Here is a 19,037-nt window from a genome sequence, read left to right on the forward strand (position 1 = left end):
ACTTGATCGCGGGATCTATATAAACAACATTTTGTGTGGTCATTTTTACTGGACCCCGTGGTCAAGCCACGGGGTGACAATAGAAAAATCGAAGCCACCCAATCACCATATCAACCGTATACAAAATATAAATTAATTTTCTATTTTGTACAGTTTTAAAAAATGAATATGGATTCTACAATAACTCACAACAACTAGAGTTAGGTCTTTTATCATTACCGCTAAGCTCTAATTCTTCTTGTTCCTCGGAACTTGTGGATATAAATAGTTGTTTTGATATAATATTATTTATTGTTGTCGTAGGATCAAATTAAGCTGTAGGATAGGTATACTAGGTTTATCTGTTATATTTTTATTTTTTGACATAAAAACCTCCTTTTTAGCTTATAAATGCGTCATTGCCAGAAAATTTAGGCTTTTTGTTGCACAGATCGTTTTATGTCATTCCCGCATAGGCGGGGATGACATCAAGTAGGTTTTACCGATCTACGCAACAATGCCTGCGCACAATGACAAAATCTATAATTATTAGGTAATATTTTAACTTTCTTCCTCACTTTGTTCTATCGGTTCTAAACCATATAAAGATATCATACGTTCAAATACTCTACCGGCAGTAGGGGCAGCCGTCCAGCTTGCGGTTGCAAAGCCAAAGCTTTCTTTAGTCGGTTTCGGCTCATCAAATCTAATAAAAATAATATATTGCGGGTTAGATGCAGGCAGCATACCTAAAAACGATGACGCTCTACTATTTTTTAGATATTTCTTTTTTCCCCCTGCCCCTTGTGAAAGTTTTTCTGCCGTACCGGTCTTACCGCCGATAAGATAGCCTTTGACCTCTGCTCTTTTACCGTTACCTTCTTTTACTACCGATCTAAATAATTTCTTCATTTGGGTAGAGGTATTTTCACTAAAAACTTTTGTACCTATTACTTTTTCATCCTTTCTTTTTAATAAAGTAAGATCATATAAAGTACCGCCGTTAACAACCGGTAACATTGCTCTAACAAAATGCAAAGGGCTAATCGAAATGCCGTAGCCGTACGACATAGTAACACTCGTTAACTCATTCCATCTTTTCTCAGAAGGAAATAATGGAGTACCTCGTTCAGGTAATTCTATTTGTAACTGATCTAATAGACCTAATTTCTTTAGGTATTTTTTAAAATTGCTTTTACCGATTTCAAGCATAATTTGACTTGTGCCAATATTTGAAGAATATAGAAAAATCTCAGGTACACTATGCCATCCTTGTCTTGGCGTATAATCCTTAAGCTGGAATCCTCCTACTTTCATATAGCTTATATCATAAGCATCATTCATATTTATTGCACCGGTATCAAAGCCGACTGCCATAGTTAATGCCTTAAACACCGAACCCATTTCGTAAATGCCGAGACTTGCTATATTAAACAGCTCTTCCGGTTTGGCTAAACTCGGATAATGCGGATCGAAATCAGGCTTATTTACTAATGCTAAAATCTCGCCATTATTTGGATCAGCAATAATGCCTACTGCTCCTATGGCCTTAAATTGCTTTAAAGTTTTATCAATCTCCTCACTTAAAATACTTTGTAATCTGATATCAATAGATAATTGAAGCGGTTCTTTCCGATTCTTTGGTTCGTTTAATTCATAATCAGAATTAGTTAAATACTTATCATAAGCGAGCTCTAAGCCACTAAGCCCTACCGAGTCTCTACCTACATAACCGACAACATGCGACAATAAATTAGAAAAGGTATAAATTCGTTTCTGCTCTTCTTCAAATTCAAAACCAAGTAACCCAAGGCTAGTTATCTTTTCTTGCTGACTAGGTAGTAAATCCCTTTTTACCCATATAAAGCTTTTATTTGACTTAAGTTCTGCAAGTAATTTAGCTTTATTAATATCAGGTAGAATTTCTGCTAGCTTTTTTACGGAAGTTTCAGGATCAAGTACTATTTGTGGATTAGCAAATAATGAGGCAGAAGGTAGGTTCACTGCTAATAAATTACCGTTTCGATCAACTATTTCTTTTCTAAATTGATGATTTTTTTTAAAGGAATTAATATTTTTATCGTAAACATTCGTAGCAACGATTATCAATCTGTAAGATAAAGTACAAAAAAGAAAAGAAAAGCCACAAATAACCATTAATAATCGGATTTTTATATTTTTACTACAAACATTCCAAATTATTAGACTTTTAATTGCAGGTTTCCATTTTTCCAAAATTTGTTTCATATGTTATTTATGGTGTTTCAAACACTAATATTTCCGCAATCCTTATGTCATTCCCGCGAAAGCGGGAATCCAGTACTTTTAAACCTTTTCAAAACTTGATTTGAAAAGTAAAAAATCTTTGAAATCAAGATTTTTTGAAAAGCTCGATTTATCTCGCTTTACCCTAGATTCCCGCCTACGTGGGAATGACATCGAACGCTTTTTCCAATCCATGCAACAATCCTACTAAGATACGAAGATCAACTTCAAAAAGAGCAAGGAATCCACAAGACGAGGAACAGAGCGTATACTTAATACGTGAGTACCGCAGTACTTGTAGGATGACGTAGCCAATTTTTGAAGTTCATCGAGTATCCTTCACTCTACTCGAAACAGTCTGTATATACTTATTATTTGTAATTCTTTTGTAACGCCATTTACTACTCTTGGAAATACTAATATTATGATTAAATTTAATATTTTGATCGATATTTGGCCCTAACGGATCTTTTATCATTTGATAAGATTTAACTGTTTCTAATTTTAAATAAGCCGCCGCAAGTTTTTCCAATCTAGCCGGCAAAAGTAGATAAGCTTGCTCTGCTTTTAAAATATGAATATTATTATTCTCACTATTTATCTGTTTTACAACGCTACTTAATTGATAATCAAGAGTTGAGACTCGCTCCTTTATGCTAAACAAACTACATATTGCTATAATTGTTATCAATAATGTTAAATAGTGAAGCTTTCTTATACTCATAATTAATTACTCATATATCGCTTTTGCTGCTCGCAGTTTTGCCGATCTCGCTCTAATATTTAGCCCTACTTCCTTATCTGACGATGCTAGAGCTTTGTTAGTAATAATCTTAAGCCATTTATTTGGATCAATCGTCATGTCGTCTTTAGCATATTTTGATCTTACTACCGGCTTTTCCGAATTTTCTTTAAAGAAATTCTTAACTATCCTATCTTCTAAAGAGTGAAAAGACACCACCACTAAACGTCCGTCTTTCTTTAATATATTTTTTACATTCACTAAAAACTGCTCTAACTCCCCAAGCTCATCGTTTACATAAATCCTAATGGCTTGAAAGGTTTTAGTTGCAGGATCAATTTTGCCTTTTCTAAATCCTATACTACTTCTAACAATCTTGGCTAACTTGCCTGTACTATCAATTCTCGCCGTTTTTCTATATTCTACAATTCTCTTAGCAATTCTGCGTGAAAAGCTCTCATCTCCGTATTTGTAAATTACGTCAGCTAGCTCTTTTTCCTCTGCCGTATTTACAAACTCCTCGGCACTAAGCCCTTGCCCGCTCATACGCATATCGAGTGGTCCATCATGCAAAAACGAAAATCCTCTATCTGCTATATCTAACTGCATTGATGAAACGCCTAAATCCAGCACTATCCCATCAAATTTTTTTTCCTTAAGCTTTGCAAAACTATCCGCAAAATTCGTTTCTACAAAATCAAATCTCTCACCGTAATTTTGCTGAATTTCTTCGGCTCTTTTAATCACGTTTGGATCACGATCCAAGGCTGTGACATAACAGTTACAGCTTTCTAATATTGCTTTGCTATATCCTCCTGCTCCAAACGTACAATCTAAATAAGACTCACCGTCTTTTGGGCTTAAGGCCTCTAACATTTCATTTAGCATTACAGGCACGTGAGATTGTATCATTAATGAGCATTCCTTAGAGTTAACCGCTTTTCATGAGCAATTTTTTGAGCGGCATTTAAATATTTCTCAAAATTCTGCGGCTGCCAAATCTCAAAAATCACCCCTTTACCTACAAAACATGCTTGCTCTTCGATTCCTGCATGCTTCATTAAAGATTGCGGCAATATCACTCTTCCCTCCCCATCAAAGGAAAGTTGTACAGCTTCCCCGAATATCATAGTCTCAAACGCATCACGCTCCTCAGAATAAGGATCAAGCGTCTCTATCATCTGCCTTAATTTCTCGATATGCGAAATACCGCACACCTCTATACAATTATTCCTAATCGACGGATAAGCAATTACACCGTTAAATAATTCTTTCCCTAGTACCGCACGGTAATTCGCCGGCACCGACACCCTATTCTTTTTATCAACACCATTTACATACTTAGATAAAAATACATTCATTGGTGTAATTTGGGTTAATTTGGGATTTAATGGAAAATTATAGGATATTATAGGAATATCAAGGAGTCAAGGGTTTTTAACAAGGATGAGTTAAATTATTAAGATGTCATACCGTGGCTTGACCACGGTATCCAAAAAAATAATTTAAAATACTAATATTAGTATTTTAGAATGGATTCCGCGATCAAGTCGTGGGATGAAAGAGGGGGAATTGATCCACACAACAACGCCATACAGGAATGACATCGAACCATACAACAAAGCTTAATCCAATGATTTTATGGATTTTTTTTAAGTGATTTTCACCTTGAAAATTCATATTATTTAATATATTAATTTAAGGTAAATGATTATAGTAATTTTACGGCTAAAGTTAGAGAAATAGAAACGAACATGGCTACTCTAATAACAGAACAAACATCTTCTTATAATACAGGTATGGTGTCTGGATGTTACCTTACTAGAGCAGACGACACCCTAACTCCTATTTCTTCTTCCAATTTTATCCCTAGCATTAGTTTATCAGCCATTCAAGAAGTACCACTGATATCTTCATCTTTTGCACAAGACTCCAGCTACATTACACTAGATAAACTATTCGAACAGTTTCACATCACTTACGGAGCTTTTACCAATCCAAGTTTTTTCAAACCGCTCAACTAAAACATCTTATAAAAAAGGCTTTAGATCAAGGTGATGATATCAATATTCAAAATTCGTTTAATCATACAGTTCTACATAAGGCTATTTACCGCAAACTTTATGATATAGCTGAATTTTTACTAGAAAAAGAAGCTTCAACAGAGTTAAAAGATTTAGATGGATATACACCTCTTCAATTAGTTATTCATGAAGGCTACACAGAAATGGTTAAATTACTAATAATATGGAGCAGATCATCGAGATAAAAAACTAATAGAATTAGTACCCGATGATAACCCTGAATTAAAAGCTTTTTTAAGCCTTGCAATAGCGTCTCAAAATAATAATTCTAGCACAATAGATAATTCTCCTGTTACCACTAAAGATATAGAAAAATTAAATGATACCACAAATTTCTATACCAGTTCAAGAATATCTAAAATTGTTGTGGTTGCTGATGAAAATCCTGAAGAGTTGGGACTTGAATTAGCTGGTGAAGTACATGAATAGGTTTCTTAAACATACTCAATAATGACCTATAGAACTATTTTAATATAGGTTAATTTAAAAAATATTGACTTATTAATTTTTATTATGTTTTATTTGAAATAATTATTGATTAATGTTAATAATGATTTTATTTTTTACATAAATAAAGGTTAATTATGCCACAACTTAAAATAGGTATTTTTAAAATACATAAATATTGTAAAAATATAAAAACTACAACTCAATCAAACGCTAACTATCCCCTAAAGAAAAAAACTACTGCAAAAAAATTAAACCCCACGGTAAGATATATAAATATGATCCCAACCAAGATATTTGGACACCGGATACTGAACTTCTTGAAACAGATTATGACACATAATTATAAATCTAGCATTCTTGCCTAAATATATATTGTGAACAAATGCTCAGTTTGAGCTTTAAAATCTAATTTATGTTTAATTTACCTATTGATAATATTATCGTATTCATATACCTAATATCTATTCTACTTATTGGTATATATTACCAAGCTAAACATAGTAGTTTTAAGAACTATGCAAATGTTGAAAGTAAAGCGCAAAATAGTAAGCTGTTATTAATAGCTACGATATTTGCAAGTTCTGTCGGAGGAGCCACCACTTTCGGCATTATGGAAAAGGCTTTTTTGGGGCATGAATATTATGCTTACGCTCTTATACTTACAATACCTATAGATATATTAATTGCAATCTATATAGTGCCTTTAATTGCCAAACATTACGGAGCTGAAAGCATCGGCGATATCCTGAGTACATATTACGGTAATATAGGTCGTTTTATCGGAGGGGTTAGTTCGGTTATCGTTTCAGTGGGGTTTTTGGCTGCTCAAATAAGCGTAAGCGGCTATATTTTTCAATATATCTTAGAAATAAATTATGTAAATGGGGTAATTTTAAGTTATAGTATAGTACTTATATATACTACAATAGGCGGTTTACAATCTATTGTTTTTACTAATTTACTACAATTTTTGGCGATGATAATCGCTATACCAACCATAACTTTTATCAGTTTAAATAAAATCGGTTTTGTAGATTTTATTAATAACCTACCTACGGAAAATGCAAATTTTGATCAGAGCAACCTACTTTCTTATACAATTGCAGCAGCTTTAAGCTTTAGCGTCATGAATCTATATCCTACATTTATTCAAAGAGCTTTAATTAATAAAAATCCTACGCAAACAACTAAAGCAATATATGCAAAATCCGCTATATATTTTTTCTTCTTGATTTGCATTACTTTAAATGGTTTAATTGCTTATAAGCTTTATCCAAACCAACCGTCAAATTTAGTATTACCTTATTTAATCAACCAAATCATCCCGACTTTAATTCAAGGGATAGTAATGAGCGGACTCTTAGCTGCCGTTATGTCTACTGCTGATTCTGATTTAAACGTTACTTCTATAGCTATTGTTAAAGATATAATCAATCCTATTTTTAAGGTTAAAAATCAGCAACAATTATTATTAATTGCTCGAATTATTAACGTTATAATAGGAAGTGTTGCAATAATTGTAGCTTTAAAATTTAGTAATGTAATTGACTTAGTAGTATTCTTCACTGGTTTCTGGGGACCGGTAATATTAATACCGTTAATAACAACGCTTTTTGGTATCAAAACATCTAAAACTATAATGATCTTATCATCACTTGGCGGAGCAGCTACCTTCTTAATATGGGAATATTATTCTTTATCGTTGCAATATTTCAACCTTAGAGGAGTGTTTATAGGGACGATGGCGAGTCTTGTGATATTTATTCTAGGATGGTGGTATTCTAATGTCATTACGAGGCAAGTCATATAAAATATATTATATATTTACTTGAAGTTTTAAATAATTTAATATATTAACTCAAGGTTAATAATTGAATTATGAGGATTTTATGTCTAAGCACAATAGTATTGAAGGAAAATATAGCATAATAATTCCTATTGAAGACGAGAATGGGAGAATAAAATTTAAGCTTAATTCACGTGATGACGTTAATGGCAGCACTTTAGCTGATAATAGCTACGTATTCAGAAAATATGCGTAATATGTATTACTCTACTAAGCAAAAAAATGATGCTGTTAACTCTTTAATGACAGGAGCTTTAAATTATTCTATTCATGGTACAATGACTCCATATTATCCTGACTTAACTAAATTTAACATTAATGATTTATCTCAGAATGATGAACCTAAATTAATAGGCGAAGCATGCCAAGAACTTAAAGATCCTATTAAGGATATAAAAAGCTAGCCTTATTGCATGAATCCAGAAACCTGCTCGATGTCATTCCTGAGGAAGCGGGAATTCAGTGACAAGTAGGATAAATCGAGCTTTTAATTTTTAAAATTTAGTATGTCTAGACTTTTTAGTGACTGGATTCCCGCCTACGCGGGAATGACATCGCAACTCATACAACTAGGTTTTTCATGAGTTATAATATTAGTTTTTTCTGTGCAAAACATTAAAAATCATCTCAGCAAGTGACTTGTTGATACCATTTACTTTAGCAAGCTCATCTATGGTTGCGTCGCATACTGCTTTATACGAACCGAAATAATGCAGTAATGCTTTTTTACGAGTTTCACCTACGCCCTCTATATCGTCAAGGCTTGATATTTTTATAGCACGTGATCTACCTAGTCTATGATTCTTTATGGCAAAATTATGTGCCTCATCTCGCAAGATTTGTAAATATTTCATAACCGGCAAATTCTTATCTAGAGTAAATATTTCCTTACCTATCACATGGAACTGTTCAAGACCGGCATTTCTATCTACTCCTTTTGACATACAAACAAAAGGAATATTCATTTCAAATTTATCCATCACCTCTTTAACGACGCCTAAATGCCCTTTGCCGCCGTCTATAATCATTAAGCTTGGCAATTTATGCGGCTCTTGCCTTAACCTTGCAAGCCGCCTTGTTAGGACTTGCCGGAGCATCTCATAATCGTCACCTTTTATGTCACCCCCGCAGTTCTTTATGCCATCATTCCCGCGAAAGCGGGGATCCATTAACCTTTTTGGATCCCCGCTTTCGCGGGAATGACATACGAGAGAGGGAGCATTGACATTAAAAACCCGATATTCTTTTTTATCAAAACCGACTTTACCAGCAACTACCATCACTCCAACCGCAAACTTACCTTGAATATGGCTATTATCATAAATCTCAATTCTTTCAGGAATTTCAGAAAGACCAAATAGCTCTTTAATTTCAAACATAATCTCTTGATTTTTTGCAAATTTCTTCAAATACTGCTCTAGAGAAAATAAAGCATTTGTCTCGGCATTTTGAACTAATTTAGCCTTACCACCTTTATTAGGTACTGTAATATTAAGCTGAAGTATATTGTTGATTTTCTTAATCGCCTCTATTACCTCTTTATCATTAATTTCATGATTAATTATAATTTCTGCAGGCACGTGTTGTTTTTGGTAAAATTGTAATAAAAAATATTCTAATACTTCTTCTTTGGTACTATTTTCAGTAGAAGTAGGAAAATAAGGAATATTACCACATGCTTGCCCTGCCCTATATAAAAACACTTCCACGCAATAATGCCCGTTCTTTTCCACAATAGCGATTATATCTGCGTCTTTAACGACATCTGAAACCCCTGCCTTAAGCTGCACATAACTAAGTGCTTTAATGCGATCTCTAATTTCTGCCGCCTCTTCAAAACGCATCTGACTACTTAGCTCTTCCATCTTTCTAGATAGGTTCTCTTGGAGTTCTTTAGTGCGACCTTGTAAGAAATCTTTAACCTGAGTTACTAAGTCTCTATAGACTTCCTTGTTTATTTTACCGACGCAAGGAGCATAACAACGTTTTATTTCATATTGTAAGCAAGGGCGAGTACGTGAATTAAAGTAATTATCCGTGCAGGAACGTAATTTAAAAATTTTTTGTAGTTCGGTCAAAGTAGTATTAACTTCCACACTCGAGGCAAAAGGACCAAAAAACTTCCCGTCACTTAGAGTTTTACCTCGATATTTTAGTAATTGCGGGAAATCATGATCTAAACGTAACTTAATGAAAGGAAAAGACTTGTAGTCCTTAAGAAGAATATTAAATTTCGGCTGAAATTTCTTGATTAGCTGTGCTTCTAAAAGTAGTGCTTCAACCTCGGAATTAGTGATGCTATACTCTAAAAAACAAGTATTTGCAATCATCCGAAGCGTCTTATTATCTAAATCGCTTTTAATGTAATTAGTAAGGCGTTTCTTTAAATTTTTAGCTTTACCGACATAGATAACTTGCTTGTTAACGTCAAACATTCGATAAACCCCTGAACGTTCAGGAGCATCTATAAGTTTAGATTTAATTAACTCACTTCCGGTAATTTCTAGGGTCATGTGTATAGTTTCCTATGTCATTCTTAGCTAAAAGCCGGAATCCAGAAAAAATAACCTTAATATTGATATAAAAATTATTTCCGCCTTTGCGGGCATGACATAGAAGAGTGAACCATGCAACAATAACCTTCAATTCCCCGTTTTATTATATGGATTATCATTTGCGACTTTAACATTCACTATTTTTCGTGTATTGTCATCAAAGAAAAAGGTTATTTTAAACTCATCTCCTACATTTAAATCTACTTTTGGGTCATAAAGCATAATATGCATGCCACCGGGCTTAAAATCAACATTAATATTACCGGCAATTGAAAATGGATAATCCACTTTTACCATTTTACTAACCCCTTGATCATTAATTGTTTGATGAATTTCTATTCCACTTATCTTATCTGAAGATATATTCACTAAATTATAACTCTTATTTCTACTATTTATTAATGTAAAATACATAGCAGAATTGCTAACTTTACCTTGCACATTTGTTGTAGGTCTTGCCCAAGGCTGTGCAAAGTGAACGGCTGCCTCTGCAGGTAAATCATCGGGCTGATCAGAAGAAGCATTTGTAGAATTAGGATTTTGAGCTGTTTGGTTATCAGCATAGCTTATTGCACAAATTAAAGTTATAAAACTAATTAGTAATGTTTTTAGCATAATAATACCCTTAATAAATTAAAATGAAATATTAGCATAGATTAAATATAAATCTAGTTTTTTAAAAGATATTTTTTGTACAATTCTTGTGGTAATCTCTCTATAGCATAACGAACTGCGGTTCTTGGCATTTGTAAACTATAGCGATCCCAAAAATCTATTAATTGTTTTTCATCTTTTTTTTCTGCTTCACGTAGCATCCAACCTACTGCTTTATGCATTAAATCATGTTTATCGTTTAAGAGTAATTTTGCTATTTCAAAAGTCGTATCTAATGTATTATTTTTGATAAAATACCAAGTAGCAACTATAGCTATTCGTCTTTCCCACAGAATTTCCGATTTTGTTAGTGTAAAGAGATAATCCTTTTCTTTATCCCATAAATAAGCTCCGATTATATGATGAGCTGATGCATCCACTAAATTCCAATTATTTACGTGTCTTCAATTATTTACGTGTCTTATATTGTTTAAATAAAAATTATACAAAAACTCTTTATCTTGTGCTGTCTGATATTGCATAATTAAAATAGCTAACGCTAAAAATCTCTCTTCATTAAATTCTGAAGTAATAAGTCGGCTTAAATCCTCCATATCCAAATTATAATAACTTTTAGCTATTGTACGTAAAGCCGGCACGGTAACACCAATAAATCGGTCATGCTCTCCATACTATACTATCCTTCTCTAGTTTTCAAGAATAGCGTTCTACGTTCTACAGGAATAGTAGCATTCTCAAGTAAAATATTTCTAATTTGTTGTAAATTTTCTCTCATGTTCAATAAGCCATTTTTTACGATGTAATCCCCCGCCATATCCTCCAAGTTCGCCATTGCTATTAATAATACGATGACAAGGAACAATGATTGCTAACTGATTCATACCGTTAGCATTTGCAACAGCTCTATAAGAAGTAGGTTTGCCCAAAGCTTTAGCCTGATTTAAATAGCTTCGTGTTTCACCGTAAGGTATATTCATTAGCTCTTGCCATACTAATTTTTGAAATTCGCTTCCTAAAAGATATATAGGAGTATTAAATTTTGGCAAAGTACCGCTAAAGTAAGATTTAAGCTCCTCTTCAATTGATATAATCGGTCTAGTGCGATCTTCAATAATAGCCGATTTTGTGTTAATCTTAAGTCTTTTAATTTTATACTCTAATCCTTTACTTTCAACAAAATCGAGCAAATAAAGCCTCTCTGTATCACTAATTGCCAGCATAGAACCAAGAGGCGTATCAAGCCAAGCGGATTTTAAACTCATTATTTTACCCTAAATTAGCTATTTTTGCTAACGTATTTATATCTTGGAAACTCATTTTATCTTGATAATGATTTGTAAAAGTATATTACTCATTTTCATAGATAAAATTAACTTTAGCATTTTGCCCCAAAGTTATAGGCATAGAAGGACATTCTTCGTCTAGTATTCTAAGAGCAATGCCTTGATATATCTTTATTACAAGAGAATCATAGGTGTTAAACTCTGCAATTTTTATAGAAAAATCCTCATCTACAATCAATTTAAAAGGTCTGTTATTAGATTTCTCAAGCTCTATTAGTTATATTAAAATTAACACGTGCATTATTTATGTCTATACTACCTAAGCCATTATAGTAATTCATAGTATCGGTGATACCTAAAAAATATTACTATTAGTATCTAAACTAAAAAGAGTGAGTAATATTATCACCTACAGTAACGCCAAGCCAACTATCAAGACCCATGCTTACTGCTCCCTTTGCATTTATATTTTTTGTTGTACCACTCATAGTCCTTATTTTTTTGTTAATTTATAAGAAAATAATATTAATAAGTCAATTAAGTTGTATTTAATAATTTATTATTCTCTTCACTACTATAATTACTGAGTTCTAGAAAAGCTTCGTGTATTTCTTTCTCAAGTAAATAGTAACCTAAGCTTTTGAGTATGTAGATTATATTGTTTTTGCCTAGATTTTGCTGTTATAAATACTTCCCATAACCAATAGTAGGTACAGAATATTTTTTTAGCAAGACATGGAGTGAAAATTAAAACAAAAGGAACATTCAAAGTTTTTACTAAATTTCAAAAAAACTTGAAATCCTTATCGGAAGTGGTGGAGGCAAAGGGAATCGAACCCTTGACCCTCTGCGTGCAAAGCAGATGCTCTACCCCTGAGCTATGCCCCCAATTATTTATTGGCGAGGTTTTTGGAAGTGAAAATATTAAGATAAGCTTTTAACTAATCCCCAAGGTAATGGCTGACCATTGCTCCCTACGACTAAATCTCCGGAAGATTCATATTCGGCAGCTAGAAAAGACTTTTGAGCAGCAATAAGCTTGACCGGTTTGATTTTCTGACCGTTATGAAAATATTCTTTAGCCTGTTCCCTAGAAGTCGGGTTATTTTTGGAAGCTGTTTTTGCTTTAGACATATACTATTAACTTTTTCTTAAACTTGTGAAGAATATAAAACTTTTTCCTAAACTTGTCAATAACTACCGTATCGATAAATAGACATTGCCTAGAAAAAGTTAATAATTTGAAAAGTTTACGTCATTGCGAGGAAAATTACAAAGTAATTGACGAAGCAATCTCAGGAGTTTGTTATTATTTCATAAGATTGCCACGCTCCTTACAGTCACTCGCAATGACGATTTGGTATCCATGCAACAGGAGCCTACAGCCGCTTACAATGACGGTATCAACGATTTCTAGACAATGCCTATAAATATGTTAAGATATCTCAAAACATCATTATTCTTCCGTTATTACTTCACTTTCACCGACGAATGCTATTTTAAATTCTACTATTTCTGATATCGTTTTTCCATCATATATACTAAACCCTACTCCTTTAAATTCTACTTTTGCGTTGATATCAGCACCATATGATACTAACAGCTCATATATTTCATCATCCTTAATATCTTTAGAAATACATCGAACGTTTTTAGCAACCGCACGCAAAGGTATTCCTCCGGATTTTCTTTGATCCACCTCAGCTCCGTTCTTAAGTAATAGTTTTGCTACATTAAAGTGCTTACCGCTTCATATAAAGGTGATCCTAGCCAAGCTCCATCGTTCCCGTTTACTGCAGCGCCTTTTGATATTAGATATTCTGCTACTTTATAATTTCCGTGACGTGCGTGCGGCTGAATTTCAAGGAGTATCCTTCAAAATATCACTACACATTAACATTTACTTTTTTTTTTCTTCAACTAACCATTTAGCAACTTTTAGTGCATTATTTGTAGATGCCAAAAATAGTTCAGTAGTAGATACTGCACGTAATTCATTTAAACTCCTTACTACGCCACTTTATCAAGAAAAATAGACTCTTTTAAAACATTTTCAAAGCTACATTGTTTTACATAATGTTCTAATATCTTGCACTACTCTATTTGACTTTAGCAACAGAGTTAAATTACTATTTAATAGTTCTTTTATCATATTCTACTTATTTATACTTTGTATTTCTTAAAGGTGATAAAGATCTCATGGTCATTCCTGCAAAAGGCTTGCTTGGATACCCAAATCGTCATTGTGAGCAGCCGTAGGCTGCGTGGCAATCTTATGAAATAATAACAAACTCCTGAGATTGCTTCGTCAATTACTTTGTAATTTTCCTCGCAATGATGATTAGACAGTCACGCAGACAATACTGAGAACTCCTACTGATTAATCCTTGCCGTGCAGATTCTTTCGGTGATTTCTTTCAACTTTTCTACTCTATCGATTAAATAAAGCAGCTGTTCTTTTGTAATTTTATAGTTTTTATCATATCTTGCGTCAACATAAGCTTTTTGAAGTCACTCAAAACCTTCTTTTTACTCAGGGATTGCTATAGGAAATACTTGCAATAACTCACTATTATAATTTTCTGCCATACTCCCTAATTCTTCTATATCATGCAATTTAGGTTTGTAATTGGAAAAAACTAACAAGATGCTACTGTAAAAACTCTCCGTAGCTTGATGAAGATAAAAAGCACTTTTGTTTAATTCCCCTCTTTCAAATGGATATTTGCAATCAATCAAAAACCCGCATCCACTTCTAAACCATTCTTCATAGTAATCTTTAGCAATTTCTTTCATCTCGCTCCAAGGGAAATCTTTAGCTTCGCTAAGTGTAAATTCCTTGCCATCATATAAAAGAATGCCTTCTTTTTTTATATCCGTATAAAAATAACGTCCTTTTTCTAACTGCCTGTTTACTTCATCTATTGATTCAAGAATTATTGATATTCGTGAGTCATATGGGATAATTTGAGGCTTTATTACTCCTGTCTTTTTTAATTTGGTATATATTGTATCTTTTAATCTTAAAGCAGTATATCCTTTATATTTACCTTTCTTCAGAATTATCAAAATATTGGTATCGCTATGGTAACCGTTAGGTAGATCACGCACCCAATCACCTCTTGCAAAAGAGCCATACAAGATAATCATAGCGATTTTATCTTGTGCAATATCTAGAATTTGCTGCACTATAAAATTAAGCCTAGCTTGGATTTTTAGAGAACGCTGAGGTAAAGTGGTTTTCATCTATTCATGTGCACCATGACAATATTTATATTTCTTGCCTGAACCGCACGGGCATAGCTCATTACGAGATACCCTACCCCAACTAGTAGGATCGTCAGGGTTTCTATCTTTTGGGTCAATGCGTGATACGACTGGTTTAAGGTCAGTCTCAAGGCTACTTCCTGCGTTATATTTACTAAATGCCGGATCTTCCCGACTCTCACGCATATTTTTCTGAAGTTTTTTATACTCAAGCGAAACATCTTCTTTTTGAACATGTTTTAAGTCAATATGGAAATGGTATACGGTTTGAATAAATAATTCTTTTAAATTATTAAGCATCTGCTCGAATAAGTTAAATGCTTCTCTTTTATACTCACTAAGAGGGTCTTTTTGGGCATAAGCTCGAAGAGATATGCCTTGTCTTAAATGATCTAAGCTATATAAATGATCTTTCCAAACTTGATCAAGGGTAGTTAGTAAAATATATTTCACGGCATTATGCATTAACTCACTACTATAGGCTTCTTCTTTTGACTTATATATATCATGAGCCATTTGTATAACGGTCTTCGTGATTTCTTCTTCCGTTACATCATTTTTACTTACTACATTATGATCAAATTTTATAGCAAAAACACGATGTAATTCTACGCTTAAATTCTCTATATCCCAATCTTCTCTATAAGAGCCTACCGGCATGAAAGTTAATACTATCTTTTTGGCGAGTTCCTCAGTAGTACTATTTAAGAAACCGTGACTATCTTTAGATTTAATAATTTCAGTACGTTGCTCGTATATTATCTTACGTTGGTCATTCATTACATCATCAAAACGTAATAAATTTTTACGCATTTCGTAGTTATGTCCTTCCACTTTTTGCTGCGCTTTCTCAAGTGAACGACTAATCATCGGATGGTGGATAGCCTCTCCGTCTTTCAATCCAAGTGTTCTCAGGACTCCTGATATACGATCTGATGCAAAAATACGCATTAAATCGTCATCAAGCGATAGGAAAAACTTAGTTTTACCAGGATCACCTTGTCTACCTGATCTTCCTCTTAGCTGATTATCTATCCTACGGCTTTCATGCCTTTCCGTACCTATCACAAATAAGCCGCCTGCCTCAATAACCTGCTTCTTTTCTTCGGCAATTTGAGCTTTTATTTTAGCTATTTTAGCTTCATAATTATGTTCCTTATCTAGCTGTTCTATTAACATTTCAGGATTACCGCCAAGCATAATATCAGTACCGCGCCCTGCCATATTAGTTGCAATCGTTACTGCCTTAAACCTACCTGCTTGAGCAATAATAAAAGCTTCCTGCTCATGAAATTTGGCGTTTAATACTTTATGAGGGATTTTTTCTTTATTTAAAACGCTTGAAAGTTCTTCTGACTTTTCTATGCTTATCGTACCGACAAGTATAGGCTGTCCACGATCGTAACAATCCTTAATTAGCTTTAAGATAGCATCATATTTTTCTTTTTTACTGCCGTAAATTTCGTCATCAAGGTCAAGCCTTGTAACTTTATTATGGGTTGGAACTGCGACCACATCGAGATTATATATATCTTTTAGTTCCGGTGCTTCGGTCATAGCCGTACCGGTCATACCCGATAATTTAGGATAATTACGAAAATAATTTTGGAAAGTAATAGATGCTAAAGTTTGGTTCTCATTTTGAATTTTTACATTTTCTTTTGCTTCTAATGCTTGATGTAACCCTTCCGAATATCTACGCCCTTCCATTACACGACCGGTAAACTCATCAATAATCATTACTTTACCTTCACGCACCAAATAATCTACATTAACAGTAAACATATTATGAGCTCTTAAGGCTTGGTTAACATAATGTACTAAAGTTAGATTCTCAAAATCATATAAACCGGTATCCGGTTTTATAATATTTTCTTTACTTAAAAGCGATTCTATATGTGTAATGCCGGTTTCCGTTAAATTGATAGTTTTTAATTTTTCGTCTTTTTCAAAATCACTTGCATTAAGCAGACGTACTATTTTATCAATTTTACCGTATAATTCTGAATTATCATTAACCGGACCCGAGATAACGAGCGGCGTTCTTGCTTCATCTATCAAAATCGAATCAACCTCATCGATGATAGCAAAATTAAAAGGACGAAGTACCCGCTCCTGCAAGCTATACTTCATATTATCCCTTAAATAATCGAAACCGAGTTCATTATTTGTTGCATGAGTAATATCGGCGTTATAGGCGGCTCGTTTTACCTCATCAGGCATACCGCCAACAATACATCCAACCGATAAACCTAAAAAATTGTAAATTTTACCCATGGAAGCAGAATCACGGCTTGCTAGATAATCATTTACGGTTACAACATGTACACCTTTTCCGGTTAAAGCATTTAAGTAAGCAGGAAGCGTTGCAACTAAGGTCTTACCCTCACCGGTACGCATTTCGGTAATCATGCCTCGATGTAATATCAGGCCGCCTATAAGCTGAACGTCAAAATGACGCATACCGCAAACTCTTCTAGCTGCTTCCCTAACTACCGCAAACGCCTCATATACTATATCGTCTAAAGTAGCTCCGTTTTTAAGCTTTTCTTTAAACTCCACAGTTTTATTCTTCAACTCCTCATCTGATAATTTTTGTATAGCAGGTTCAAGCGAGTTAATTTTTGTAATTTCGGAAAATAGTTTTTTTACAGTACGATCATTTGCAGTACCGAAAAGTTTTTTTAAAATAGAAAGCATTAAAGTCCTTATGATATTTTTAGTATTTTAGTACTTAAATATAGGTATATTTTATAAAATTATCAAATGTTATAATTTTATTTAAATGAATAATTTTTTATTGAAAGGCATTTTTTTACTACAAATATTTGCAAATTATTATTAATAAATAAAATATTCTCAAATAGCTGTTGACGGTTATATATTATTTTTATAAAATTTAAGCTTATATTTAATACAATTATGAGTCATAAATGAAAAAATTATCTGTTATATTTTTATCAGTTAGCATGCTTTCCGGTATTGCTTTTGCTGATAAAGACAAGGTAGTTGCTACCTATAAAGGCGGTGAAGTAAAAGAATCGCAAATTATGAAAGAATTTAAGCCTCAGCTTAATCTTCAATCAGGTGAAACAATCAAAAATTTTGATGATTTTCCACCACAAGATCAGGAAAAATTAATAAAAATTTATGTTAATAATCTTTTGTTAAAAGAAGAAGTTGCTAAGTCAAATATTACTTCTTCTAAAGAATTCCAAGAAAAACTTGAAAATGCAAAAAATCAATTAGCTCAACAAGAATTACTAGCAAACTACATAAAATCTAACATTACAGATAAGATGTTTGATGACGAATATAATAAATATGTCGGTAATCTTAAAGGTAAAGAACAAATAAAAGTCGCGCATATTTTAGTTAAATCTCAAAAAGAAGCTAATGATATAAAAACCAAATTAAGCAAAGGCGGAAACTTTACTAAGCTTGCAGAAGAGTTATCTCTTGATAAAGCTTCAGCTTCAAACGGCGGCGTTATCGGTTACATTCTACTAAATCAACCTGGGCAGTTAGTACCGGAATTTGAAAAGAAAGCTTTTGCTTTAAAAGTAAATGAAGTTTCAACTCCTGTAAAAACCGATTTCGGTTGGCATATTATCAAAGTGCTTGAGAAAAAACCTGTGCCTATTCCAACAAAAGAAGAAGCAAAAGTAACTATTGATAATATATTAGCTGCAGAAGTACTAAAGAAATATATTTCTGATTTAGAAGCTAAAGCTGATTTAAAAATCATGTTACCTAAAGCAGACAGCAAAGCCGGATCGTAATTTATATTTTGTCATTGCGAGAGCGGGCATTCCCCGCATACCAAATCGTCATTACGAGAAAAAACTGTAAGTTTTGACGAAGCAATCCCAGGAGTTTGTTATTACTGCATGAGATTGCCACGTCGCTTCGCTCCTCGCAATAACGGTTTGGGTATCCACGCAACAATGC

Annotated in this window: 16 protein-coding genes, 1 tRNA gene and 4 pseudogenes; 5 read left to right on the top strand and 16 right to left on the bottom strand. The window is 33.3% G+C overall.

Translation table 11 applies throughout. The annotated features are described in order from the left end of the window. Positions 1-175: 175 nt before the first annotated feature. The 5 genes and pseudogenes from MCC_RS11230 to mraZ all read right to left on the bottom strand — a co-directional run bounded on the left by MCC_RS11230 (position 176) and on the right by mraZ (position 4,347). A pseudogene (locus MCC_RS11230) lies at positions 176-366 on the bottom strand (hypothetical protein). A 174-nt stretch (positions 367-540) separates the two neighbouring features. Beyond that, positions 541-2,226: a peptidoglycan D,D-transpeptidase FtsI family protein gene (locus MCC_RS04960; RefSeq protein ID WP_014408801.1), complete on the bottom strand. Its 1,686-nt coding sequence runs from the start codon at positions 2,224-2,226 to the stop codon at positions 541-543. A 343-nt stretch (positions 2,227-2,569) separates the two neighbouring features. Beyond that, entirely contained in the window at positions 2,570-2,968 is a 399-nt protein-coding gene (gene ftsL, locus MCC_RS04965) for a cell division protein FtsL (RefSeq protein ID WP_004998104.1), read from the bottom strand. Between the two features lie 6 nt (positions 2,969-2,974). After that, complete coding sequence (gene rsmH / locus MCC_RS04970) at positions 2,975-3,898, bottom strand: 16S rRNA (cytosine(1402)-N(4))-methyltransferase RsmH (protein ID WP_014408802.1); 924 nt, start codon at positions 3,896-3,898, stop codon at positions 2,975-2,977. Continuing rightward, positions 3,898-4,347, bottom strand: a complete 450-nt coding sequence (gene mraZ, locus MCC_RS04975; protein WP_014365648.1) for a division/cell wall cluster transcriptional repressor MraZ — start codon at positions 4,345-4,347, stop codon at positions 3,898-3,900. The genes rsmH and mraZ overlap by 1 nt, the downstream gene beginning before the upstream one ends. A gap of 707 nt (positions 4,348-5,054) precedes the next feature. On the opposite strand from mraZ, the gene MCC_RS10485 reads away from it, so the two are divergent. From MCC_RS10485 to MCC_RS04985, 4 genes are all read left to right on the top strand, one after another. Then, positions 5,055-5,255: an ankyrin repeat domain-containing protein gene (locus tag MCC_RS10485; RefSeq protein WP_231288780.1), complete on the top strand. Its 201-nt coding sequence runs from the start codon at positions 5,055-5,057 to the stop codon at positions 5,253-5,255. 677 nt (positions 5,256-5,932) lie between these two features. Continuing rightward, positions 5,933-7,330: a sodium:solute symporter family protein gene (locus MCC_RS04980; protein WP_014408804.1), complete on the top strand. Its 1,398-nt coding sequence runs from the start codon at positions 5,933-5,935 to the stop codon at positions 7,328-7,330. Between the two features lie 79 nt (positions 7,331-7,409). Then, positions 7,410-7,562 (top strand): hypothetical protein, encoded by a 153-nt coding sequence (locus MCC_RS09570; protein WP_014408805.1) that lies wholly within the window; start codon positions 7,410-7,412, stop codon positions 7,560-7,562. Next, positions 7,555-7,770 (top strand): hypothetical protein, encoded by a 216-nt coding sequence (locus MCC_RS04985; RefSeq protein ID WP_014408806.1) that lies wholly within the window; start codon positions 7,555-7,557, stop codon positions 7,768-7,770. The genes MCC_RS09570 and MCC_RS04985 overlap by 8 nt, the downstream gene beginning before the upstream one ends. A 189-nt stretch (positions 7,771-7,959) precedes the next feature. On the opposite strand, the gene uvrC is transcribed toward MCC_RS04985, so the two are convergent. The 11 genes and pseudogenes from uvrC to secA all read right to left on the bottom strand — a co-directional run bounded on the left by uvrC (position 7,960) and on the right by secA (position 17,786). Then, complete coding sequence (gene uvrC, locus MCC_RS04990; RefSeq protein ID WP_014408807.1) at positions 7,960-9,879, bottom strand: excinuclease ABC subunit UvrC; 1,920 nt, start codon at positions 9,877-9,879, stop codon at positions 7,960-7,962. A 129-nt stretch (positions 9,880-10,008) separates the two neighbouring features. Then, positions 10,009-10,536 (bottom strand): copper chaperone PCu(A)C, encoded by a 528-nt coding sequence (locus tag MCC_RS04995; RefSeq protein WP_014408808.1) that lies wholly within the window; start codon positions 10,534-10,536, stop codon positions 10,009-10,011. A gap of 53 nt (positions 10,537-10,589) precedes the next feature. Then, positions 10,590-11,156 (bottom strand): annotated as a pseudogene (locus MCC_RS11495) (DNA alkylation repair protein). Further along, positions 11,142-11,311, bottom strand: a pseudogene (locus MCC_RS11500) (DNA alkylation repair protein); the annotation flags it as partial. The pseudogenes MCC_RS11500 and MCC_RS11495, both read right to left, overlap by 15 nt. Then, entirely contained in the window at positions 11,286-11,798 is a 513-nt protein-coding gene (locus tag MCC_RS05010) for a methylated-DNA--[protein]-cysteine S-methyltransferase (RefSeq protein ID WP_014408809.1), read from the bottom strand. The gene MCC_RS05010 and the pseudogene MCC_RS11500, both read right to left, overlap by 26 nt. Before the next feature lie 10 nt (positions 11,799-11,808). Next, positions 11,809-12,160, bottom strand: a pseudogene (locus MCC_RS11680) (hypothetical protein); the annotation flags it as partial. Positions 12,161-12,632: 472 nt separating this feature from the next. Beyond that, positions 12,633-12,707, bottom strand: a tRNA-Ala gene (locus MCC_RS05020). A 36-nt stretch (positions 12,708-12,743) separates the two neighbouring features. After that, a complete protein-coding gene (locus MCC_RS05025; RefSeq protein WP_004998070.1) occupies positions 12,744-12,953 on the bottom strand; it encodes a hypothetical protein in 210 nt (69 codons plus the stop codon). A 322-nt stretch (positions 12,954-13,275) separates the two neighbouring features. Continuing rightward, positions 13,276-13,518, bottom strand: a complete 243-nt coding sequence (locus MCC_RS05030; RefSeq protein WP_014408812.1) for a hypothetical protein — start codon at positions 13,516-13,518, stop codon at positions 13,276-13,278. An 830-nt stretch (positions 13,519-14,348) separates the two neighbouring features. Beyond that, entirely contained in the window at positions 14,349-15,065 is a 717-nt protein-coding gene (locus MCC_RS10495; protein WP_014408813.1) for a HEPN domain-containing protein, read from the bottom strand. Beyond that, on the bottom strand, positions 15,066-17,786 hold the full coding sequence (gene secA / locus MCC_RS05045) for a preprotein translocase subunit SecA (protein WP_014408814.1): 2,721 nt from the start codon (positions 17,784-17,786) through the stop codon (positions 15,066-15,068). A gap of 233 nt (positions 17,787-18,019) precedes the next feature. On the opposite strand from secA, the gene MCC_RS05050 reads away from it, so the two are divergent. After that, on the top strand, positions 18,020-18,868 hold the full coding sequence (locus tag MCC_RS05050) for a foldase protein PrsA (RefSeq protein WP_014408815.1): 849 nt from the start codon (positions 18,020-18,022) through the stop codon (positions 18,866-18,868). Positions 18,869-19,037: the final 169 nt, after the last annotated feature.

The organism is Rickettsia rhipicephali str. 3-7-female6-CWPP (assembly GCF_000284075.1).
GTDB lineage: Bacteria > Pseudomonadota > Alphaproteobacteria > Rickettsiales > Rickettsiaceae > Rickettsia > Rickettsia rickettsii.